Annotated in this window: 21 protein-coding genes; 12 read left to right on the top strand and 9 right to left on the bottom strand. The window is 60.8% G+C overall.

All coding sequences use genetic code 11. The features are described 5' to 3' along the window. Nucleotides 1–4 precede the first annotated feature (4 nt). Nucleotides 5–2,218: a Stk1 family PASTA domain-containing Ser/Thr kinase gene (gene pknB / locus EWR20_RS01210; protein WP_129358390.1), complete on the top strand. Its 2,214-nt coding sequence runs from the start codon at nucleotides 5–7 to the stop codon at nucleotides 2,216–2,218. 74 nt (nucleotides 2,219–2,292) lie between these two features. Here pknB and EWR20_RS01205 read toward each other — a convergent pair whose 3' ends face one another. The 3 genes from EWR20_RS01205 to EWR20_RS01200 are packed head-to-tail and all read right to left on the bottom strand — an operon-like array spanning nucleotide 2,293 to nucleotide 3,810. Beyond that, the gene (locus EWR20_RS01205) at nucleotides 2,293–2,931 is read right to left on the bottom strand and encodes an anthranilate synthase component II (RefSeq protein ID WP_129358389.1); all 639 of its coding nucleotides are present in this window, start codon (nucleotides 2,929–2,931) and stop codon (nucleotides 2,293–2,295) included. A gap of 9 nt (nucleotides 2,932–2,940) precedes the next feature. Beyond that, a complete protein-coding gene (locus tag EWR20_RS12625; RefSeq protein ID WP_165000919.1) occupies nucleotides 2,941–3,102 on the bottom strand; it encodes a hypothetical protein in 162 nt (53 codons plus the stop codon). Between the two features lie 3 nt (nucleotides 3,103–3,105). Further along, nucleotides 3,106–3,810, bottom strand: a complete 705-nt coding sequence (locus EWR20_RS01200) for a class E sortase (protein ID WP_129358388.1) — start codon at nucleotides 3,808–3,810, stop codon at nucleotides 3,106–3,108. 249 nt (nucleotides 3,811–4,059) lie between these two features. On the opposite strand from EWR20_RS01200, the gene EWR20_RS01195 reads away from it, so the two are divergent. Both EWR20_RS01195 and EWR20_RS01190 read left to right on the top strand, forming a co-directional pair. After that, a complete protein-coding gene (locus EWR20_RS01195) occupies nucleotides 4,060–4,551 on the top strand; it encodes a cell division protein CrgA (protein WP_129358387.1) in 492 nt (163 codons plus the stop codon). Next, nucleotides 4,552–4,803, top strand: a complete 252-nt coding sequence (locus EWR20_RS01190; RefSeq protein ID WP_129358386.1) for a hypothetical protein — start codon at nucleotides 4,552–4,554, stop codon at nucleotides 4,801–4,803. A 56-nt stretch (nucleotides 4,804–4,859) separates the two neighbouring features. Here the strand turns inward: EWR20_RS01190 and EWR20_RS01185 are convergent, their stop codons facing one another. Then, nucleotides 4,860–5,609, bottom strand: coding sequence for a hypothetical protein (locus EWR20_RS01185; protein WP_129358385.1), 750 nt, complete (start codon nucleotides 5,607–5,609; stop codon nucleotides 4,860–4,862). Nucleotides 5,610–5,758: 149 nt separating this feature from the next. Then, complete coding sequence (locus EWR20_RS01180) at nucleotides 5,759–6,298, bottom strand: YceI family protein (RefSeq protein ID WP_129358384.1); 540 nt, start codon at nucleotides 6,296–6,298, stop codon at nucleotides 5,759–5,761. A 276-nt stretch (nucleotides 6,299–6,574) separates the two neighbouring features. On the opposite strand from EWR20_RS01180, the gene EWR20_RS01175 reads away from it, so the two are divergent. Continuing rightward, on the top strand, nucleotides 6,575–8,188 hold the full coding sequence (locus EWR20_RS01175; RefSeq protein ID WP_129358383.1) for an FAD-dependent oxidoreductase: 1,614 nt from the start codon (nucleotides 6,575–6,577) through the stop codon (nucleotides 8,186–8,188). Nucleotides 8,189–8,678: 490 nt separating this feature from the next. On the opposite strand, the gene EWR20_RS01170 is transcribed toward EWR20_RS01175, so the two are convergent. Then, entirely contained in the window at nucleotides 8,679–9,596 is a 918-nt protein-coding gene (locus EWR20_RS01170; RefSeq protein ID WP_129358382.1) for an ArgP/LysG family DNA-binding transcriptional regulator, read from the bottom strand. Nucleotides 9,597–9,675: 79 nt separating this feature from the next. Here EWR20_RS01170 and EWR20_RS01165 point away from each other — a divergent pair, with 79 nt between their 5' ends. The 5 genes from EWR20_RS01165 (at nucleotide 9,676) to EWR20_RS01145 (ending at nucleotide 14,976) form a co-directional block, all read left to right on the top strand. Next, complete coding sequence (locus EWR20_RS01165) at nucleotides 9,676–10,434, top strand: LysE/ArgO family amino acid transporter (RefSeq protein ID WP_129358381.1); 759 nt, start codon at nucleotides 9,676–9,678, stop codon at nucleotides 10,432–10,434. 168 nt (nucleotides 10,435–10,602) lie between these two features. Next, nucleotides 10,603–12,114: a UDP-glucose dehydrogenase family protein gene (locus EWR20_RS01160; RefSeq protein ID WP_129358380.1), complete on the top strand. Its 1,512-nt coding sequence runs from the start codon at nucleotides 10,603–10,605 to the stop codon at nucleotides 12,112–12,114. A 53-nt stretch (nucleotides 12,115–12,167) separates the two neighbouring features. Then, the gene (locus tag EWR20_RS01155; RefSeq protein ID WP_129358379.1) at nucleotides 12,168–12,689 is read left to right on the top strand and encodes a flavin reductase family protein; all 522 of its coding nucleotides are present in this window, start codon (nucleotides 12,168–12,170) and stop codon (nucleotides 12,687–12,689) included. Between the two features lie 314 nt (nucleotides 12,690–13,003). Continuing rightward, a complete protein-coding gene (gene argE, locus EWR20_RS01150) occupies nucleotides 13,004–14,275 on the top strand; it encodes an acetylornithine deacetylase (protein ID WP_129358378.1) in 1,272 nt (423 codons plus the stop codon). Between the two features lie 104 nt (nucleotides 14,276–14,379). Beyond that, on the top strand, nucleotides 14,380–14,976 hold the full coding sequence (locus tag EWR20_RS01145; protein ID WP_129358377.1) for a TetR/AcrR family transcriptional regulator: 597 nt from the start codon (nucleotides 14,380–14,382) through the stop codon (nucleotides 14,974–14,976). Between the two features lie 668 nt (nucleotides 14,977–15,644). Here EWR20_RS01145 and EWR20_RS01140 read toward each other — a convergent pair. Beyond that, complete coding sequence (locus EWR20_RS01140) at nucleotides 15,645–15,989, bottom strand: hypothetical protein (RefSeq protein ID WP_129358376.1); 345 nt, start codon at nucleotides 15,987–15,989, stop codon at nucleotides 15,645–15,647. A 198-nt stretch (nucleotides 15,990–16,187) separates the two neighbouring features. On the opposite strand from EWR20_RS01140, the gene EWR20_RS01135 reads away from it, so the two are divergent. Beyond that, on the top strand, nucleotides 16,188–16,949 hold the full coding sequence (locus EWR20_RS01135) for a response regulator transcription factor (protein ID WP_129358375.1): 762 nt from the start codon (nucleotides 16,188–16,190) through the stop codon (nucleotides 16,947–16,949). Continuing rightward, nucleotides 16,946–18,448: a sensor histidine kinase gene (locus EWR20_RS01130; protein WP_129358374.1), complete on the top strand. Its 1,503-nt coding sequence runs from the start codon at nucleotides 16,946–16,948 to the stop codon at nucleotides 18,446–18,448. The genes EWR20_RS01135 and EWR20_RS01130 overlap by 4 nt, the downstream gene beginning before the upstream one ends. 4 nt (nucleotides 18,449–18,452) lie before the next feature. Here the strand turns inward: EWR20_RS01130 and EWR20_RS01125 are convergent, their stop codons facing one another. Next, nucleotides 18,453–18,980 (bottom strand): mycothiol transferase, encoded by a 528-nt coding sequence (locus EWR20_RS01125; protein ID WP_238147506.1) that lies wholly within the window; start codon nucleotides 18,978–18,980, stop codon nucleotides 18,453–18,455. A 431-nt stretch (nucleotides 18,981–19,411) separates the two neighbouring features. On the opposite strand from EWR20_RS01125, the gene EWR20_RS01120 reads away from it, so the two are divergent. After that, nucleotides 19,412–20,473: a hypothetical protein gene (locus EWR20_RS01120; protein WP_238147505.1), complete on the top strand. Its 1,062-nt coding sequence runs from the start codon at nucleotides 19,412–19,414 to the stop codon at nucleotides 20,471–20,473. Nucleotides 20,474–20,590: 117 nt separating this feature from the next. On the opposite strand, the gene EWR20_RS01115 is transcribed toward EWR20_RS01120, so the two are convergent. Continuing rightward, the gene (locus EWR20_RS01115; RefSeq protein ID WP_129358373.1) at nucleotides 20,591–20,863 is read right to left on the bottom strand and encodes a GlsB/YeaQ/YmgE family stress response membrane protein; all 273 of its coding nucleotides are present in this window, start codon (nucleotides 20,861–20,863) and stop codon (nucleotides 20,591–20,593) included. Nucleotides 20,864–21,219 lie beyond the last annotated feature (356 nt).

Raw genomic sequence — 21,219 nt, 5'->3', positions numbered from 1 at the left:
CCCTATGAATCTGCGCGTTCCACGTATTCTCGATAACCGATACGAACTGGGTGGGATCCTGGGTTCAGGCGGCATGGCCACCGTCTATGCGGCCGAAGACAACCGCCTGGGCCGTCAGGTCGCCATCAAAGTTCTGCGCCCTGAGCACGCCGAGAACAGTGTTTTTCGAACCCGTTTTCGCCGCGAGGCCGAGGCCATCGCATCGTTGAACCATCCGACCGTCATCGCGGTTTTTGATACCGGAACGTTCCGTCCGATGACCGAAGAAAATGCGATAGCGGATCCGGATGCCACGGCTCCCATGCCCAAAGTGGAGTTGGAGCACCCCGGTGACGACGACATCGAACCCGACGAAGAGGCAGACGCCGACTCCGTTCCCTACATCGTGATGGAGCGACTGCACGGAGAAACTCTCAAAGACGTCATGGCCGACCGGGGGCAGTTCGCGATCGAAGATGCTCTGAGCTATACCGAGGGCATCCTCGACGCACTGGAGTACAGCCATGAGCGCGGCATCATTCACCGAGACATCAAGCCCGGAAACGTCATGGTGCTCAACCGCACCGAAGAAGACGAGGCTTTGGGTCGGCCAGCCCGGATCAAGGTCATGGACTTCGGTATTGCCCGGGCTATGACCGAAACGGCTCGTCCGTTGACCGAAGCCCAGACGATCATGGGTACCGCCCGTTACATCTCCCCGGAACAAGCCCGGGGCGAAACGGTCGACGCACGCTCCGACCTTTACGCCGTAGGGTGCCTGCTCTACCAGATGCTCGCCGGGAGGCCGCCCTTCGACGGTTCGACGAGCATCGAGGTTGTGGAGCAGCACCTCCGCGAGGCTCCGGAGACGCCCAGTACCTTCAGGTCAGAGATTTCACCCGCCCTGGATGCTTTGGTCCTCCGGGCGCTCGAAAAGAACCGCGTCGACCGGTTTCAATCCGCAGAAGACTTCGCTTTTGCGCTCCAGAATGCCTCCCACGGCATCAGCGTCGGCCATGCAGGGGCCCCGGACGAAGATCCGACGCAGGCCATCGGCGGTGTCACCGGAATCGCAGCGGGTGCCACCGCTGTGGGTGCGGGTGCGGCGGCGTCCCGGGCGGCTGACGGCAAGGCCCACCATGGCGACAACGAAGCGTACGAATCATCACTGAACTCCCCGGAGGCTTCGGACTCAGGAGAGTACAACGCGTATACCACGAATGAGGGCGACCAGCCTCAGATGGAAGACGCGAACGTCTCCGGTTTCTTCCCATCAGCGCAAGACGAGTACTCCGAGGACGAGCTCTACGATTACGAGCGCAACAAGGCCCTCGCTTCCAAGAAACGGCGTCGTAACGCTTGGAAGAACGTGATCCTCGGACTCATCATCTTCCTGCTCGCTGCAACCGCCCTTGGCGCGTGGCTCTACTACCAGAACGAGCTCAACAAGCCCGTCTACGTGAATGTGCCGGCCGTTGCGAACCAGTCGGAGTCGGACGCGGAGGAACATCTGCGCAATGAAGGCCTCAAGGTCAAGGTCGAGGAAGAGTTCTCGGACAATATCCAGCATGGCAATGCGATCAACACGGACCCCGCCGACGGAACCGAGGTCGAAAAGGACTCGACGGTAACCCTTCGAATATCCAAGGGTCCCGCGAATGTACAGCTTCCGGAGGACCTCTCGGGCCAGTCGGAAGCCTATGTGCGCTCCCGTCTCGAGGAACTAGGTCTCAAGGCCGGGCGAGTGGAAACGGCCAACAGTCCGACCGTTCAGGCAGGCCTGGTCGTGGACACCAACCCCAAGTTGGGCGAGCGGGTCAGCGCAGACACCACCGTCAACCTGGTCCTCTCGACCGGCAAGGTCCAGGTTCCCCAGGTCGTCGGGCTCACGCGTGACGAGGCGATTGCGACCTTGACCGGCAAGGACACCCTGCTCTCGACTGAAATCACCAATGAAGAGTCGAGCCAGCCCGCGGGAACAGTTCTGCGCCAGTCCGCACAGGCCGGGACGTCCATTGCCCAAGGCTCCACAGTGACCATCGCTGTCTCCTCCGGACCACGTGCGACGCCCTCTCCTTCGCCCAGCCCATCGAGCAGTCCGAGTGGAAATTCCGGTGACTCGGCCGCGAACGGGGGAAATAACTCCAACGGGAATTCCGGCGGCAACTCCTCACCCAGCAGTAGCCCGTCGCCCTCATCCTCCCCTTCGCCTTCTTCCAGCCCCAGCCCGGGACGGTAAGCGAGACAAAGTGAGCGGGCGGCCTCATGCCCATTGGGCACGAGGCCGCCCGCTCACTTATTTCCTGAGTGTCTCTAAGCCTCAATCAGAGGGGAGAGGTCACGGGCTTTCCTCACCGCCCCGGCGAGACCTAAGGACTCGAGCCAATTGCCGACCATGAGGTAACCGTCCTCGGTCAACACGGACTCCGGATGAAACTGAACCCCGTGCAGCGGCGCAGAACGGTGGCGCACACCCATAATGATCCCCGATTCGGTCCACGCGGTGGCCTCCAGCTCTTCCGGCAGGGTCCCGTCCGCGATCGCCAGGGAGTGGTATCGGGTCGCGGTGAATGGCGTTCGCACGCCGGAAAAAACGGAGAGCGAATTGTGGGTCAGCCGAGAGGTCTTTCCGTGCATCAGCTCGGGAGAGTGAGTCACGGTGCCGCCGAAGGCCTCGGCGATGGCTTGGTGGCCCAGGCACACGCCGAAGAGCGCCTTCTGGTGTTCGGTGGCCCAGTGAATGAGATCGATGCAGACCCCTGCCTCAGCGGGCGCTCCCGGCCCTGGCGAAATCAGCACGCCGTCGTGCTGCTCGGCGAGACGCCTGGCTTCCTCGGTGCTGAGATCATCGTTGCGGATCACGGTGGTCTCCGCGCCGAACTGCTGAACGTACCCGACCAGGGTGAAAACAAAGCTGTCGTAGTTGTCCACCACGAGAATCTTGATAGTCATGAAATTCTCCTACTCGTCCACGGTCACGTCGGGGCTCAATGGGCTGTACTCTTCAAGCCACGGAAACAAGAATTCCATGAGGAGATAAGCAACCGCGACAATCAGAACTATCGCAATGATGATCCGAAGCCACAAGGGGCCCGGGACATGAGCGAAGACCCATCCGTACATCTGTTACTGGTCCTTCCCCACGAGGTCGGCGATGGGCGGGGGCGGCCCCGCCGAATTCGGTTGCCATCCTTCGAAAACTGCGTAGGCGATGATGCGCTCGGTAGACCCGAATCGAGGGTTGCAGCTCGTCAATGTCATGATGCGGTCCTGTGGCTCTTCTCCAGGATATCCGGGGACAGGTGCAATGACATCCGTCTGCGAGGGCAGGACGATCTCGTTATTTCGAAAGACGTAAGTGTAATAGCCCTGAGCAGTGCGAACGTAGATGCGGTCCCCGGTAACTAGCTTGTCGATCTGGTCGAAGACCTTGCCGTTGGTCTGTCGGTGACCCGCTACCGCAAAATTCCCGATGTCTCCCGGCATTGCAGTGGATTCGTAGTGACCGACACCGAGCGTGTCCAGTACGTCGCGGCCCGTACCCTGAATGACCGGGCGCTCATAGGCCTCGCCGAACCGAGGAATATACATGATCCCGATACCCTGACCATGCGCCGGGGCTTCCCCGATAATGGGGTCCTCTGGGCCCTTGCCGGAATCATCGAGGCTTCCGGAGTCCCGGAAATTCTGCTTCATCTGGTCGACGGCGTCGGCCTGCGCTTTGTCGGATTCTAGATTGGTCCACCACAGTTGCCATACGACGAACAAGATCAGAATGAGACCCACAGTGATGAGCAACTCACCCAGGACCTGAATCACACCGTCGACCATGCTGCGGGGCCGTCGGTCAGCCCGTGAAGATGCTCTCCGCGCGGCCAACGGCACCTCCTGACGAAAAAGATACTGCCAATATCATTCGTACGAGCCGTGAATCCACAGGCACATATCGGCAAGAGCTTGGCAGATTGGTTAGACTCGACATTCAGGCGATCGGCCACCGAATACAGGCCGTTCTCGCCCAGAATCATACCTTATGTGGTCACCGCAGAAGTCGGACGCGGAATTCCAGGAGGACCAAGAATGGCCGAGGACAAGAAGACAGGCGGGGGCAACCTCGCCACCGGAACGTCGACCGAAAAGAATCCCCGTCGGGGGCTTTTCGGCTCACGCCGCGCTGGATCTAGCGTTGCGGGCGCTGACTCGAAGGTGACCGCTTCGGAAGGCGGCGGCGCCGTAGGCCAGACGGACCGAACAACCTCCCTCATCGCCGACGAAGACACGAGCAGGACCTCCCCGTCGGATACCAAGGCGAAGCGGGCCCACGAGAGCGCCGAAGACGAGCGCCTGCGCAAAATCGCGGACGAGATGACGTCCAACATTCGTCAATCCTCCCCGACCCCCACGTGGTACATCGCGATCATGCTCGGCTTCATGATCATCGGTCTCCTGTGGATCATGACTTTCTACATCTCCGACCAGGCGCTGCCGATCCCCGATCTCAGTTTCTGGAACATCGCTATCGGCATCGGACTGATGATGGTCGGCTTGATCATGACAACCAGGTGGCGCTAGGTGGCCGAAGCTCGGGACCCTCAGGACCCCCTCAACGGCGAGTCCGGCCAGCATCCCGACTCCGAAGCCGCGGCCGAGGACCAGACTATGGGCCCCTCGGCGGAAAGGTCTGAGGCCCGTCCGACACGGCCCCGCGAGGATCGCCCCGACATCAGGGCCGCGAAGACCGAAACGCGCGTGCGCCGCTGGGCCCTCTTGCTGCTCGTACTGGTCCCGGTGGTCTACTTCGTGGTCCAGAAGCTGATCTCGTAACTGCAACTCGACCGATGCGGGATACGGAGGTCTGACACGGAGCCGATGGCAGTGACCTACGAAGTCATCGCCGTAAAGCCGGCATCGAAGGCCATGAAAAGCGGGATGATCCAGAAGATCGGCACGATAACGGCCAGACTTCTGGGAGCCCCGCCTGCCCGGCGCTGCTCGGGTTCGTCGCGTCTCACACGAGGATCGGACGTCCGACGCGAGGTTCTCACGAGCCTGAGGGTGGAGAGGACGGCTATTGCGAGCACCCCCAAGATCCCGACCGCGGCCAGGAACACGGGCGTCCCAGAGAACACCACGGGCAGGTCCGCTCGGGAGATCAACGCACCGGCCGCCCCCAGGACGATCGCGAGACCGAAAACAACGGTGAAAACCCAAACGTTGTAAATCGCGGTGCTTCCCCAAGCCGTCGTCGCGGTGACGACACCGACAATGGCGACCAGAACCACCCAACAGATCAGAGTCCCCAAGTTGATGACGAGTTCGGTATCCGTGATCCAGTCACGGATCGCATAGGAACCCACCAGGAGCAATAGGACCTGCACGACGACGGGCAAAGCCGTCCGGAGGACATCTCTCTTCTCCGAAGCCTTGGGCTCGAACCCCAGGGATTTCGCGTACTCCGCGGGATCGCCGAATTCCTCCTCCGGAGAGCGATCCATCTCGTCGCACTGGGTGTGCACGGAAGCGAGGCGGTCGGCGATGTCCTCTCCCGTGGCACCGGAGAGCCGGAGAGTCAGAACGAAGTCATCCACCCACATTCGGTGCGCTTGAGTCCAGTCCTTGAGAGTGGTCATGGCGAGCCTCCGTTCGCGGGTCGGAAGGTATTTCCTCCTTTGACCGTAGCGCACGGTGGCCACCGATATTCACGGCACAGGGCCCCTCCGCCTCAATGAGGAGGCAGAGGGGCCCTGGGCCGGAACCTATGGAGTCTGGCGCTGCGCCCTTATGCTTGAGGCGCAATGAAGGAGACGTCGAGCGAGATGTTGACCTTGTCGGAGACCAGGACGCCACCGGTTTCGAGCGCGGCGTTCCAGGTCATGCCGAAATCCTTGCGGGAAATCGCGGTGGAAGCCGAGAACCCTGCGCGGGTGGCACCGAACGGGTCCACGGCAACGCCGCCGAATTCGCCCTTGAATGAAACGGGACGGGTCTCGTCCTTGATGGTGAGGTCACCGTTGAGGGTGAAATCCTCGCCATCGGACTCAATCGAGGTCGAGGTGAAGGTCATGGTCGGGTAGTTCTCTGCATCGAAGAAATCTGCGCCCTTGACGTGACCGTCGCGGTCGGCATTGCCGGAGTCCAAGGAAGCGATATTCGCCGAGGCGGTCACGGATGACTGCTCGCCGATGTTCAGCTCGGCCGAGACTTCCTGGAAAGTGCCGCGCACCTTGGAGATACCGGCGTGACGCACGGTGAACTCGACCTCGGAGTGAGCGGGGTCAAGGGTCCAGATGCCTACGGAGAGTTCGTTGAAGGTGGTCATGGTGAGATCCTTTCGTTGATCTGAGTTCGAGATTTACTTTACGAGTAAACCTTTTCCATCACAACCCCGTGCCCGGTCAATCTATTCCCGGCAAGTGAGGACGCATCCCGAGGCCGACGGCCCAAACCGGATTCGTGAGACTCCGCGCCCCCTCAGCCGCAAGACATGACGGAAATTTGCATTCAATGACGCTCCGGACTCGGATCGGTCTCACACCTGTAACCCCAAGAGATTTCCCTTTACGCTGTTAGGTACACCTAAACCAATGGAGGACATGTGACTACCGCACCCGTGTTTGAGCCCCGAGACGAGTCAGAGCATTACGACGCCGAGCTCGTCGTGCTCGGCGCGGGCGGCACCGGTATAGCAGCAGCACTGGCCGCCGCCGAGCGAGGCGTCAAGGTCGTATTGCTCGAAAAGGGCAACCGCCCTGGCGGCGCAGCAATGTTCGGCGCCACCGGATTCGCCGCCTATGAGTCCGAGGCCCAGAGGGAAGCGGGAGAGACCTTCAGCGTCCAGGACGCATTTCACGCCATCACCGAATACAATCGCCACCGGTGCAACGAGAAGTTGGTGCGCGCGGTCGTCGGCCGTTCCGGGGAGACGGTTTCATGGCTTGCGAGTCACGGTCTCAAAACCACTTTGGCCGAACATGACGACGCGCACTCGGCCCCTGTCCAGGCCCAAACAGGAATTCTGACCGCGCACCGCAACGCACGGACTTACCACCGTTACGCATCCAAATTCGGTGGATTCAAGAAGATGCTGAAGGCCTTTCAAGACATGGACGGTCTTCTGCTGACCGAAACCGCCGCCACGGCGATCGAAACCGGCGCCGAAGGCGAAATCCTGGGCATCCGTGCGGAGAAGACGGACGCGGGCAAGCCCATCTCGACTCCGACCGCCCTCAGCAAGGATGCTTCCGAGGATCTCGAATCGGATGAGAACACGGCCCCGATTCACGTGGACATCAGTGCCAACGCCGTGGTGATCGGAACCGGCGGTTTCGTCGGAAACATGGAGTTGGTGCAACGAGAATTGGGGCCGATCGACGCTTCGACCCTGCACTTCACCGGAGAACGCAAGGCCGTGGGAACCGGCCGGCAGATCGCTGCGGCAGCCGGCGGGGTCTCGGATGCGGAACGCACCCTGGACATCCCGAGCTTCACGGTGCCGGGACGCTTTTCTTCCAGGGCCCTGGCGATGTTGGCCAACTTGCCGCTCCTGTGGGTCAACACTGCAGGGAAACGCTTCATCGACGAAGCCGTGACGTACCGTTTCGGGCAGCGCGGACCCGCCGTTTACCAACAGGGCGGTCACTTCTGGATGATCCTGGATTCTTCCACGGTCGAGAAGCTCTCCGCCGAGGGCCTCGCACTCTCCCCCGGCGAGGACCACAGTGCGCCGCTGCCTCCCGGAACGGTCGGCACTCCCGCGCAACCCCAGCTCGTGGAAGCGCTCGGCGAGGCCGTGGACTGCGGCTCGGCTTACATGGGAACTTCGGTCGAGGAGCTGGCGGGCGCCGTCGGCTTCCAGGCCCAGGAGTTCGCGGACACGGTGGATCGTTACAACCAGGCTGTTCGCGAGGGACACGACGAAGAATTCTTCACTCCCGCTTCTGTGCTCCAGCATCAGGTCAGCGCCGGCCCCTTCTACGCGGTCAAAGTCGTCAACACGGTCCGCGGGACCTTGGGCGGCATCAGCATCGACGAGCGAGCCCGCGTGCTCGACCCGCACAGCGTTCCCATTCCCGGCTTATTTGCTGGGGGCAACGAGACCACGGGATTCTACGGAGGCACGTACCCACAGATTGACGGCCTGACGCTCGCCTTTGCCTTCAACTCCGGACGCATCGCCGGTGAATCCGCCGCGGAATTCCTCGGAAAATAGAGGGTGTGGGGCGGCAACGCCACGGTCGGCTCAGGCATCCTTGATGCGTTGGGGGACCATAATGCAGGCCAGAGAACCAGTACCGCCGTCAGCGGTACGGCCAGCGTGAAACGCTCGCCCCGGAAGAGTACGGCCCGGATGGGAGCGAGAAGCGGAGTCTGGCCCACCTGGCGGAGAGCAACTGAGGCAACGGCACGAATCGGCCGTCGGCGCGATGTACGAGACCCTGGCCCCGAGACTCTGACGTGGATTCCGCACGGCGGACACCTTCCCCGGGTCCAGTTACCCTCCATGACCTCGCCCAGTGCGTCCGCGGAAGGGGCACCGGCGCGCGGCGTCGCGGTGACCCCGGGCGGGAACTATCAACCGACCGAACGCTAGGCGTCCCACATCCGGATCAGCTATGTCACCGCACCGACGGCGGCCGACGTCGCCTCCTCAATCCGCAGGCTGGGCTGACTGAGCGAGATCCTTGAGTGAAGCCGGTTGGTCACTGCCTGAGTCGTTGGCGTGCTGTTGCCCGGATCGCTTCCGTGAGTCTCTGGAGCGCAGGGGAATCGATGGTCCATCGTTGCCAGTAGATCGGGATGTCAATGGGCCGTTCCACGAGCCTGATGAGCTCCCCGGTCCTCAACGCTTCCTCGGCCTGGAGATCCGGCACGGCGCCCCAACCCATTCCCAGGCTGACGGCCCTGTAGTACTGCGTCGACGAGGGGATGTAGACGCGAGGCGCCTGGGTCTGGGGCCTCAGCCCGTGGCTCTCGGCGAGCAGCTGGACCATGTCGTCGAGCATGATGTCCTTACGTTCGAACTGAATCACCGGGGCCTCGCGCAGTTGGTCTTCGGTGAGCCGGGAAGGACTCTTGAAGAAGGCCGGAAAGAAGTAGTTCACGAAATCCGGTGATGCCGCTATGAAGTATCGCGTTGAACCGAGCAACTCGACCGAACATCCCTGAACCGGTTGCGGATCCACGGTCAGTGCCCCCATCACGCCACCGGAACGCAACAGCGCCGAGGAGTGTCTTTCGTCTTCACGGTGAACCTCGCAGTAAAGTCGCTCGTGTCTCGGGATGGACGCCAATGCATCCAGGAGCCAAGTCGCCAGGGAATCCGAATTGGAGGCAATCGCCAGCCGCCGAACTTGGTCTCCTCCGGTGAGTTCACGCTCCGATTCGAGGGTCAGCAATTCGATTTGTTTCGCGAGCCTCAGGACCGCGCGCCCGGGCTCGGTCGGTTCCACAGGGTTGGATCGCCTCAGGAGGATCTGCCCGCAGGCCTCCTCCATGGCCTTGATCCGTTGCGAAATCGCCGAGGCAGAAACCCGGAGGACCGGCGCGGCCTCTTCGAAAGTTTTCTCCTCCACGACGGTCGCGAACGTCCTGAGCTGCTCCGCGGTAAATCTCTTCACGCCATCATCATAAGCTCAGCTTAGGTATACTAAAAAACTTTAGCTGTACTGTTCTGCTTTCTGGTCATAGCTTGGTCTCATGACCATCGATTTCTCCCTGATTCTCCTGGGTGTGGGAACCACCCTCGCTCTGATCACTGCCATCGGTGCCCAGAACGCTTTTATCCTCAAGCAAGGCATTATGGGGCGCCCGATGTTGCCCATCATCGTTTTCTGCATCGTCTCTGATGCCCTGCTGTATACCGCAGGGATCGGCGGAATGGGCTACCTGGTCGAGAGGCTCCCCTGGATCCAGACCGTCCTCCTGTGGGGTGGCGTGATATTCATGGTCAGCTACGGTGCGATGGCCGCCACAAGGGCCATCCGGCCCAGCGGTGAGGCCCTCGTCGTCACCCCGCAGGATGCGGTGGGACCGGGGGCGCACTTCCCGGAGGAAAGCGCCGACGAATCGAGTGAATCGAGCGCCTCCACCCCCGGTGGCGGTGTCAGCCTCAAGACCCGGGGGGCGACGCGCACTCAACGCACGACGACGACCGCATCCCCCGAACCCACGGTCTTCGCCCTGCTCCTGACGTGTGCGGCCATGACTTTCCTCAATCCGCATACGTATCTGGACACCATGGTGCTCATCGGATCGGTCGCCAATCAGCAGGGCGACCCAGGGCGATGGTTATTCTTCGTCGGAGCCGTTGTGGGCTCCACGATCTGGTTCTTCGCCCTGGGATTCGGTGCCCGCCTTCTCCGACCCTTCTTTGCCCGTCCCGGTACATGGCGAATTTTGGACGGCATCATTGCACTGATCATGTTCACCCTCGCAGCCCACCTGATCATCGGATAGGGGATCCGGCAGAGGGAACTCGCTCACGCCTGCGGCCGAATTTGTCCCGCGACCTTTTGCGAGAGGTCACGCGAAGTTCACGTGGGGTTCTTGTGGCCGAGCCTACTGTGAAGCGTCGACAGACCCGATTGCCCATGGCACGGGATTCCCCGCTCAGAGGACGCAGACATGAGAATCGCAATATTTGGGTCAGGGTACGTTGGACTGGTTACCGGCGCGTGCTTGGCCGACGCAGGCCACCACGTCACGTGCATAGACGTGGATCCTCAACGCATCGAGCTGCTTCGATCCGGGACCTGCCCCATCTGGGAACCGGGTCTGGACGGCATGATCCGCACCAACGCAGAACAGGGTCGGCTCGATTTCACGGACGACGCGTCCGAGGGCCTCTTCGAGGCGAAGGTCGCTTTCATCGCAGTGGGAACCCCGCAGAATTCCGACGGCTCCGCGGACCTGCGCTCCATCGACGCCGCCGCCCAAGACATCGGCAATCTCACGGACCACCCGTTGCTGGTAGTCAACAAATCCACGGTTCCGGTTGGCACGGCCGAGAGGATCCAATCACTCATTGACGGGGCCATCGGCGGGCGCGGCGCCCAACACCGGGTTACGGTGTGCTCCAACCCCGAGTTCCTGAAAGAAGGGGCCGCGATCCAGGATTTCAAGCACAGCGAGCGGATCGTCATCGGCACATCCTGCGCTGACGATGAGAGGACGATGCGCGATGTCTACGAGCCCTTCAACCGGCAGCACGAGAAGATTCTGTCCATGGACATCGCTTCGGCGGAAATGACCAAGTACGCAGCCAACGCCATGCTCGCAACCAAAATCAGCTTCATGAACGAGATCGCAGGCATTGCAGAGGCCACCGGAGCCGACGTCGAAAAGATCCGCGTCGGCATCGGTTCGGACTCGCGCATCGGCTATCAATTCCTTTACGCGGGCGCAGGGTACGGTGGTTCATGCTTTCCCAAGGACGTTGCGGCTTTGGCGCACACCGCCCGCACGGTGGGGTGCCAACCCCGGATACTCGAAGCCGTCGATGGCGTCAACACTCATCAGAAGACGTCGATATTCCGCAAGCTGGAGAGCCTTATGCCCTCGATGGATGGTGCGACCGTCGCCGTCTGGGGTCTTTCGTTCAAACCCAAAACGGATGACGTGCGCGAGGCGCCTTCCTTGGTCCTGGTTCGCTCGCTCCTCGATGCCGGCGCGGCTGTTCGCGCCTACGATCCGGTAGCAGTCGGAACATTCCGTGCCGCGCTCGGAACCGACGCAGGCCCAGTGGTCTTCACGGACAACAGTTTCGATGCCCTCGCGGGCGCCGATGCACTCGTCATATGCACGGAATGGGAAGAATTCCGCGTCTTCGATGCCGAACTTCTTGCCTCCAGAATGCGCGGTCGTGTGATCGTGGACGGCCGGAATCTCTACGAGCCCTCCCGCGTCGCCGAGGGGGGGCTTCCGCTACGCATCGATCGGCCGAGGAGTCTCCGAGCCGGCCGAAAACCTCGCCCTTCTCCGAGCCGATCGACCAAAGGCCGTCTCGCGCCCGTGAGGGTCAGACTCTCAGGCGATCCAGCCACGGTCACGCACCTTTTCACACTCCGGTCACATTGGGAGACGGGACGTAAGATTCCGTATTCCCCTGCGCCAGTGGAAGTGCTCGCTCTATCGTGAGGAGAAAGGTAGGCCTAGCGGACATTCGGTATAGTCCGCTGAAAGGATGATCGATGACTGACGCGAGTCCAGAAAACAGGGAATCTATCAGCGAGATCTTCAAGGAGATCTTCGGACACCACCCGGCCGGCGTCGCGATCATCACGAGCACCGACGAGGACGGTCCCGTGGGCCTGACGGCCTCCTCCGTCTCGTCTATCTCGGCGGACCCGGCCATTCTGGGCTTTTCCCTCGCCGCCCGACGCGGTTCAGCGGCGCATATCGCTGACGCCGAAACGTACCTGGTGCACTTACTGGACGCCGAGAATGTCGAGCTCGCCAAGACCTTCGCAACGCACGGCGCACCCCGTTTCGGCGATGTGATGAATTGGGAGACCCTCCCCACCGGCGAGCCGTTGCTGACCGACGTCAGCAGAGTGCTGCGGTGCCGAACCCTGACTCAGGCACAGGCCGGCCCTGCCCTGGTCTTCACGGCCGAAGTCATAGAAGCCGCTCGAAACAATGACCCGGGAACTCCCTTGGTTTATCACCGTCGTGCATTCCATACTCTCGGTGAGCATTCATACATGATTTAGCGCCTATCCAGCATATTTTCAGATCAGAATTTTTGCGTAATATGCGGAAATAATTATTCGTACCCGAAAGTAGCGAGTTAACTTTGGTGGGCTGGGTTGCTGATGTGCACAGTGCGGCAATCCGGTGAGACGCGATCAGACCCCCATAGACCGGTCGCATCATTTAATCACCGGAATTCACTACGGCATCTGATCCCCCAATTTTGATGCCGTTCTGCACGCGGCAACCCAGCACTTCTCACTGTTGAATGAGCCTGCAGGCCCTGAAAGCACTGGCTTCTTCGTGAGCGAAGACCACCGGCTAGGCTGATCCTATGGGCGATATCAAGCAATCCACGGAACAGCACACGCAGGTCAAGAATTCGGCCGACCTTCCTTCTTCGTACGAGTTGATCGACCGCCTCCTCCGGTTCCCGACGATGAGCGAAACCTCGAACCTGGAGTTGATCGAGTTCATCGAGTCCCAATTCCAGCGCCATGGGATCGCCACACATCGCACTTACTCCGATGACGGGCAGCGAGCCAACCTTTTCGCGACGGTCCCGGCCGAGAACGGCGAGACGAGCGGCGGAGTCCTCCTATCGGGCCACACCGACGTCGTGCCCGTAGAGGGGCAGCCGTGGGACACGGATCCCTTCACACCGACGATCAAGGACGGCAAGATCTATGCTCGCGGTGGTGCGGACATGAAGTCGTTCATCGGGGTCGCATTGTGGCTCCTGCCCCAGGTCATCGAGGCCAAACTTGCCGAACCGATCCATTTCGCCTTCACCTACGACGAAGAACTCGGCTGCTTGGGCGCCCCTCGAATGATTGAGGAATTCGGGCAACGGGGCGTCAAGCCGCGGTACGCGATCGTGGGCGAACCGACATTGATGAACATCGTCGTCGCCCACAAGGCTCCGCAACGCGGCCGCTTGACCTTCCGCGGAGTGCCCAAACACTCTTCTCTCGCTCCTTTTGGAATCAACGCCGTCCGCTACGCGGGCGAGTTCATTCACTTCTTCAACGGACTGGTTGACGACCTCCGCGACAACGGGCCCAGGGTCGAGGGTTTCAACATCACGTACACCACCGGCGGCGTCAACTTCGCCCAAGGTGGTTCGGCCTACAACATCGTGGCCGACCAGTGCGTTCTTGAATACGACTTCCGGATTGTCCCCGGAACCGAGCCCGAGGAACTCGCCGAGAGGATCCGCATATTCCTCAGCGAAGAAATCGAACCGGCACTCAAGGACGAGGTGGCCAGGGTTCGGTCCCTCGATGGCGCGGATGAGAAGGCCCTCGGCAAGGTAGGGGTCGACTTCGAGGTTCTGGCACGAGTCCCGGCCCTCAACACATCCACGGACGCACCCATCGTGAAGTTTGCGGAAGAGCTCGGGGCAGTGCTCGACGGCGGCGGCGAGTCGACACACGTCTCCTACGGGACCGAGGGCGGGCAGTACTACGAAGCCGGCATACCGGCCATTGTGTGCGGTCCGGGTTCTATTTCTCAGGCTCATACTGAGAATGAATGGGTTGAACTGTCCCAAATCGAAGCATGTGAACGATTTATGATAGAAATTCTGAACAAATCCAAGGCGTAAACCGACCGGAGCCAACCGTTCAGTGCATGCCGCGCGAGTAGTTTTTATCCAAGAATTATTGGCCGGGGTAGGTGCAAACATCACACGTATTTGAAGGAGATGACATGCCCCGAAAGCGGCGTATGGAACATGAGCAAGCTCGCGAACTCATTCTAGGGACCGCGCTGGCTACCTTTGCTCACAACGGTTTCTACAGCACCACCATGGATGAAATTGCGGAGACCTCGAACCTTTCAAAACCGTTCCTGTACCGGTATTTCAAAAGCAAGGACGACTTGTACCTGGCGGTCGTGGACGACTGCGTCGAGAAGTTCCTGTCCATGATCCATGGCCCCTTGCATGCCGAACTGTCCTCGGAAGAACGCACCGAGAGCTCCATCAAGGTCCTCACGGATTTCGTGATCCGGGAACCGGATCGCTACAAGATTCTGTTCGAGTCGGACATGCTGAATACCTCGGCCGTGGACGAGCGCGTGAGCAGGCTCCGCGAAGGGCTCGTCGACACCTTGACTCAAGTTCTCCTCAAAGAATCCAAGTTCACGGAGGAGGCGGCCTGCCGGCTTTGCGCCGAGGCCATCATCAGCGCCGCGCTGACTTCTTCCAAGGTCATCGCGGGGGCCGAAACCCCCGAGGAACAGAACGAGCTGAGCAAGGTTTTGATTCGCTTCGCATGGGGCGGCATACACCACATGGACGACTGACGAGCTCTCTCAACAGCCGACCCACCCGCGCTGCCCGATGGTCGTGGCCAGATATTCGCCGCACGCCACGGAAACAGCACCGCTGCAACGGAACCACCAGGGAGCACGATCCGTCGGAGCTACGGCACCCAGCCCGAGGCTTGGCGTGATATCAGAGCGAACACCCAGATGGACGTGAACAGAGGGGCTGGGCGCCGCCCGACAGAGACTCGTCCGGCATCCTGAATTCCGGAAGAACGTCGGTGAGATGCAGTTGAGTTCCGTGTTGTCGCGGTCTCGTGCGCCCAACATGTGCCACCCCGGTGAGGTCAGCTATAGCAATGTACTGTGCTTCATCGGTGACTCCGGAGTCACATAGGAGCAGTTTGCTACGCGGATTGTCGACCGTCGTTATGGACACGAAAACCGCCGACGAGTCAGCCGCACATAGAGAAGAGGCCCGTGTTTGGGGGAACCACAACCACAAACACGGGCCTCTTCGACCCCGAGCGTACCTTAAGAAGCTCGAAAACTTCTCAGGCCCTAGGGAGAGGGCTCGGGGCGTTCGGCGTACCGTCCGGTTACCGGACGGTACAAGTTTTATCTACGGTGAACTACTTTATCGCATGAAATCGATCAACGCATCGTTTGCGCCAATGCCTTGTTCCCGCGATTTAAAAACTACACGCTCATGCTCCCACTTGCCCAGAGGTCGGTGGTTCCTCGCCTTGTGCGCCGCCGATGGTCGGGTTTTTCCCGGCGAGAGCAAGAGCCACGGTCGCCATCGTTCTTCTCTTGGACCATTTCGAGGTGTCATTCCCCCGATACTCGTTCCACTCGGAGGCCGGCGATCCCCAGGTCGGCATGTCGGCGTTACTCGTCGATGGATACGTGGTGCGGGACGTGATCCGACCGGTGGGCACGGTGCGTCGGCCAGAGGCGCTGGACCCGGTCCTTCGGTGCATCTCGACGTCCGCTGGCACGAACTGCTGTTTGTCGCCCATTGGGTCGCTGGGTGTCTTCGAAATCATCATTCGTCCTTTCTATCGGCCGGGGAGGCCCCGCCCGGGTTACCGCGATGGCTGGACCAGCCGGTCAACAGCCCGGTACGTCTCGACTCTGGGCGGTCAACTTATGAGCCAGCTGTGACAGGACGAAAGCGTGTCTGTGACATTGAGGTTTTGACGGATTCGACCCACGGATGCACGCTGAAGGCCACTAGTCTGTGAACCATGAGCCATAACCCCGAACCCTCTTCGGCTGCACACATCGCCAAGAATCTACCGGCCCTGGAGCACCCGGACGGAAGCCCCATCCGCGCGCTCGTGGTCGACGACGAGGCGATGCTTGCCGAACTCATCAGCGTCGGCCTCAAGATGATCGGCTGGGACGTCCAGCACGCGGGTGACGGCCCGGCGGCCCTCGACGCGGCACGGAGCTTCCTCCCGGACGTTTTGGTTTTGGACATCATGATGCCCGGCTACGACGGACTCGAGCTGCTCTCCAGGATCAGGCGGGCCCAGCCGGAGGTTCCGTGCCTGTTCCTTACCGCGAAAGACGCCGTGAACGATCGCATCGAGGGCCTGGCGGCGGGCGCCGATGATTACGTGACCAAGCCCTTCTCGATGGAGGAGGTCATGATCCGTCTTCACCGTTTGGTCCAGCGCTCTGGCGTCGCCGCAATCGACGACGCAGAGCTGGTCGTCGGAGACCTCGTCCTGAATCAGGACACTCGGGAGGTGACGCGCGGAGGCGAAGAGATCCAGTTGACCGCGACTCAATTCGAGCTGCTGCGTTACCTCATGGAGAATCCGCGGCGCGTGGTCTCGAAATCCCAGATCTTGGACAACGTGTGGAAATACGACTTCGGCGGCCAGGCCAACATCGTCGAGCTGTATATTTCCTACCTGCGCAAGAAAATAGATCTTGATCGGGAACCCATGATCCACACGGTGCGCGGCGCAGGCTACGTCATCAAACCTGCGGCCCAATGACGGGATCCCACGCTTCCAGCGGTCCGCGGAGGCCCCCTGCTTTCAACCCCGGTTCCTGGCGGTTGCGCACCCGGCTCATTGTGATCCTCATGCTTCTCCTGGGTTTGGCCTGTTTGGTCATCGGGCTCGTCAGCTACGGTGCCATGAACGCGACCCTCACCGGCCAACTGGACTCACAATTGTCCGAGGCCTCGAGCCGCGCGACCAATTTCTCCGGGGCGGGCCCTGATCAGGCGGACGGGGCGCAGCAAGCAGCGCCGAATCCGCTCAACGCGCCCGGCCAGGCGGCGGGCACCCTGAATGCGCGGATCGACGATGGACAATTCGTCGCCGGGGGCTTTCTGGATACGGGTGGATCAGCCGTGAAGCTCACGGAGTCGGACCGGCAGACCTTGAAGAATATCCGGCCGGGGAACGCGTCACAAAAGGTCGATCTTTCCCAGGGCGACTACTTGGTGGTCTCGGAACTGGACCATTCGGGTCAGGTCGTTCTGACCGGCCTGCCCCTCAAAGGGGTCCACCGGACCCTGAGCACGTTGGTAGCCATCATGTTGGGGGTATCCGTCGCCGCTCTGCTCCTCGCGGGTCTGCTCGGGTCCATCGCTGTCCGCCGAACCATGAAGCCCCTCGAACGGGTATCTTCGGTGGCTACGAGTGTCTCGCGGCTTGATCTGGAATCCGGGCAGTTGCCCGCCGCGAGCCGGGTGGCCGCACCGGATGCACATCAGGACACGGAGGTGGGCGCCGTCGGACATGTCTTGAACCGGATGCTCGATAACGTGGGGTCGGCGCTGACGGCCCGCCAGAAGTCCGAGGACAAGATGCGGGCGTTCATTGCGGACGCGTCCCACGAACTGAGGACCCCGCTCGCAGCGATCCGTGGTTATTCCGATCTCCTCAAATGGACTGAGGACTTCACGCCGGAAGGTGAGAAGTCCTTGGGGCGTATCGACTCTCAATCCCAGCGGATGGCCGGATTGGTCGAGGACCTCTTGCTTCTGGCCCGTCTCGACGAGGGCCGGGAGCCGGAACGGGAAAGTGTAGATCTCACGGAACTCGTCATCGAAAACGTTTCCGATCTCCAGGTTGCGGCCCCTGACCACGAATGGGAGCTGAAACTTCCGGAGGATCCCGTGGTAGTACAAGGCGACCCCCGGCAGCTTCAGCGGGTTCTGGTCAACCTTCTCTCCAACGCCCGGAAGCATACCGATCCCGGGACATGGGTCGCCACGCGGCTCGGTACATCGGCCGATCGGCAGGAGGCGGTATTGGCCGTGACCGACAACGGCCCGGGAATCGAACCCGAATTTCAGGAAAAGATTTTCGCCCGCTTCGCACGCGCCGACCAGGCCCGCTCAGGTGAAGTCGGCACGACCGGCTTGGGCCTGGCCATCGTCAAAGCGATCGTCGAAGCCCACAACGGCGGCATTTCACTGACTTCCCGGCCCGGTCACACCGAGTTCGAGGTGAGGTTACCGTTGCTCGCGGCCACCGAGTGATCGACTACTGGAAGACGGACGTGTCCATCCCCGTGATATAGGTGGCCTGCCCTAGGTGCTGAAGGGCGTCTTCGGAAACGCTGACCAAACGAGCGCTCCTGGTCACTGGCGGATCCCAGTTGTCGTCGATGACCGCTCCCAGGTCCTCGTCACTCAAGGTATCGATGTAGTCGAGCTCAGCTTTGACCACGGCATCGAGATGTTCGAAAAGCAGATCCACGTCCTGCACTTGGATGGACCGGGCCCTGTCACCGGACTGGCCGAAACCGAGTTCGTGTGGTTCCAGGTCCAAGCCGAATCGATCGCCAAAGCCCTGGGAAACCCAGACGGTCTCCTGTTGGGAAAGCTCACTGACCTGTTCATCGATCTCCCGCGCGGTGTGCCACAGTAACCAGGCGATCGAGTTGTCGTGGTCGCCGGGGTGAGCGTTGAGCATTTCGGGGCTGACTCTGTCCTTGAGTCGCGCTGCGACTTCGGAAGGACGGCCGGCCAAGTCTTTCAATATTGTGATCGCATCCATAGTCTCGACCATACGCTCCGCCTCGAGACGCCGTAACCCCGTCCCATCTCCGGAGCCCCACGACCTCTCGAACGGCTATTTGCCCAAGTCAGCGCGGTTTGAGTAAGGTTATTGTTGCTCGAGCGGTGTGTTGGCTCAAGAACCGTTCGGGGGTGACCCCGGGCAGCTTTCTTGTACGCTTCACCTGCCCAGGCACCGGGCCGGTACCGGAACTGATGTTCTGGTACCGGCCCCTCATCTGAGCGCTCTTCGCCGTCGACCACCGCTGTCTCGCTGCGCTGCGAGGCCATCGCTTTCTCACGGGCGCTCTTTGCCGCGTGGTGCGGCTTCACGTGCAGACCATCTCTCGTGCGAGAGTTGCCTGGTCACGCACGGCAAAGAAAATCTATTGCGAACATCCGGCCCACTCGTGCGTGGGCACCTCGGCGTATAGGACCACCACTGTGCACACAACGTCAGATTCGACCCCGAAAATCCTTTTGGTCTCCGATCCCGGATTGCCGACCAAAAGAATCGAACATTCACTGTCGAGCATCAAGACCAGATTGGGAGACATCCTCGGGCACCAGACCGAGGTCAACCACATCAAACACCTCATTCCGGTGACTCCCGAGAACGAGGTCACCAGCGAGCTGGATCTTCCGGAGGAAGCCCGCGATGTCGACTACGCCGTCCGCGTGCTGCTCACTGAAATGCCGCTCCGCCACAGCGGACGGCCTGTGGTCGCACAGACGGACTTCTCCCGGGGGATCCTGATCATTTCGTGTCCCACCATGGGCGTCTTGTACCCTAAACGGCGGCTCGTCGACGTCATCGGGCGCGGCGTCGAATCCCTCGTGCAGAACTCCTCATCCGAAGGAAACAACGTTCAGGGCTGGAATGAATGGGGCGGCCAGGATCAGGATCAGATATCCCGGCTCTACTCCCACACGTGGACCGGTGCCCCGCGCACCGTTGCGGGAATGGTCATGTCCAACCAACCGTGGAAGACGGTTCCCCGGCTCTCCAGCGCTCTCACGGCAGCCTCCGCCGCGGGCGCATTCGGCATCTTCTACAGCTCTATCTGGGAAATGGCAGAATCGCTGTCAGGCCTGCGGTTGGCCATCATCACCCTGGTCTCGATCTTGGTGATGACGGCCTGGCTCATCCTGCGCAACCGCTTGTGGGATGCTCCCGTACAAGAACGGCTTGCCCGAGTGGTCGCGTTGTACAACGTTTCGACGGTTGTCACCCTGCTCATTTCCATAGCCAGCCTCTATCTCATGCTATTCGTCCTCATTCTGCTCGGCGGCTTGGTCGTGATCGATCCCGACTTCATGCAAAAGACGCTGGGCATGCCCGCGCACTTGAGCAACTACCTCAATATTGCGTGGCTGAGCGCTTCAATGGGCGTCATCGCCGGCGGCCTGGGCTCCGGATTCGACTCCGAGACAGATCTGCAACGTTTGACCCACGGACAGCGCGAACGCCAACGGGTTTTGAGCAAAGACAAGGACGAGGACTAGTTCCCCTGAGGCCCTCATTGCCCTCTCGGCAAGAGGGAGAGCTTGTCGATGACGGCATACGAAAGCGGGGGCGGACCGTTACCGGTCCGCCCCCGCTTTTGTTGAGTTTATTCGCCGCTATGCGCGGTTCTTGCGGCCGAAGATCAGACCCCAGATGAAGAGCACGATCAACGAGCCGACGAGCGCGAGGAGCCACGTGGTCAACGAGAAGAACCCGTTTCCGTGAACTCCGAAGATCGCTCCGCCGATCCAACCGCCCAAGAGGCCGCCCACGATGCCGAGGATCATCGTGACAATGATTCCTCCGCCCTGGCGCCCCGGCATGATGAGTTTAGCGAGCGCACCGACGATGATTCCGATGACGATCCAGCCAATAAAACCTAGTCCCATGATATTTACCTTTCGCGAGTAATTACGTATGTCCTGGTGTTGGCTCTGATTTCAGGATACCTGCTAAGACCCGGGTTGCCATAGCCAAGTTTTAGAGCTCTTCTTGAAATTTTGGTTCTCGAAACCGAGCCAAGGAGTTTTGCCGAATATCCGAGCGCCTGAATTATTTTTTGAATTTGAAAATACAGCTAATCTACGGTTCAGTAACTTCTGTCAAGCCCTCTGAGATGTGCACAAATCCTTGTAATGTGTGCCCCAGCCACCTTCGCCGCGAATGTACTTCCAAAAGAAACACCGGGTATCGGGCCCAGGCAGAGTTAAATGAGGCCTGCCCGTTTTCAATCGCAGGCCTCACC

This window comes from Rothia uropygioeca, assembly GCF_004136585.1.
Classification (GTDB): Bacteria; Actinomycetota; Actinomycetes; order Actinomycetales; family Micrococcaceae; genus Rothia.
The sequence above is the reverse complement of the archived record's forward strand: the minus strand, read 5'-3'. Positions and strand labels throughout refer to the sequence as shown.

Excerpts from the sequence above, each read along its gene's own strand:
- pknB (WP_129358390.1), top strand. The coding sequence starts at position 5 with ATGAATCTGCGCGTTCCACGTATTCTCGATAACCGATACGAACTGGGT.
- EWR20_RS01205 (WP_129358389.1), bottom strand. The coding sequence starts at position 2,931 with ATGACTATCAAGATTCTCGTGGTGGACAACTACGACAGCTTTGTTTTC.
- EWR20_RS12625 (WP_165000919.1), bottom strand. The coding sequence starts at position 3,102 with ATGTACGGATGGGTCTTCGCTCATGTCCCGGGCCCCTTGTGGCTTCGG.
- EWR20_RS01200 (WP_129358388.1), bottom strand. The coding sequence starts at position 3,810 with ATGGTCGACGGTGTGATTCAGGTCCTGGGTGAGTTGCTCATCACTGTG.
- EWR20_RS01195 (WP_129358387.1), top strand. The coding sequence starts at position 4,060 with ATGGCCGAGGACAAGAAGACAGGCGGGGGCAACCTCGCCACCGGAACG.
- EWR20_RS01185 (WP_129358385.1), bottom strand. The coding sequence starts at position 5,609 with ATGACCACTCTCAAGGACTGGACTCAAGCGCACCGAATGTGGGTGGAT.
- EWR20_RS01180 (WP_129358384.1), bottom strand. The coding sequence starts at position 6,298 with ATGACCACCTTCAACGAACTCTCCGTAGGCATCTGGACCCTTGACCCC.
- EWR20_RS01165 (WP_129358381.1), top strand. The coding sequence starts at position 9,676 with ATGACCATCGATTTCTCCCTGATTCTCCTGGGTGTGGGAACCACCCTC.
- EWR20_RS01160 (WP_129358380.1), top strand. The coding sequence starts at position 10,603 with ATGAGAATCGCAATATTTGGGTCAGGGTACGTTGGACTGGTTACCGGC.
- EWR20_RS01155 (WP_129358379.1), top strand. The coding sequence starts at position 12,168 with ATGACTGACGCGAGTCCAGAAAACAGGGAATCTATCAGCGAGATCTTC.
- argE (WP_129358378.1), top strand. The coding sequence starts at position 13,004 with ATGGGCGATATCAAGCAATCCACGGAACAGCACACGCAGGTCAAGAAT.
- EWR20_RS01145 (WP_129358377.1), top strand. The coding sequence starts at position 14,380 with ATGCCCCGAAAGCGGCGTATGGAACATGAGCAAGCTCGCGAACTCATT.
- EWR20_RS01140 (WP_129358376.1), bottom strand. The coding sequence starts at position 15,989 with ATGATGATTTCGAAGACACCCAGCGACCCAATGGGCGACAAACAGCAG.
- EWR20_RS01135 (WP_129358375.1), top strand. The coding sequence starts at position 16,188 with ATGAGCCATAACCCCGAACCCTCTTCGGCTGCACACATCGCCAAGAAT.
- EWR20_RS01130 (WP_129358374.1), top strand. The coding sequence starts at position 16,946 with ATGACGGGATCCCACGCTTCCAGCGGTCCGCGGAGGCCCCCTGCTTTC.
- EWR20_RS01125 (WP_238147506.1), bottom strand. The coding sequence starts at position 18,980 with ATGGTCGAGACTATGGATGCGATCACAATATTGAAAGACTTGGCCGGC.
- EWR20_RS01115 (WP_129358373.1), bottom strand. The coding sequence starts at position 20,863 with ATGGGACTAGGTTTTATTGGCTGGATCGTCATCGGAATCATCGTCGGT.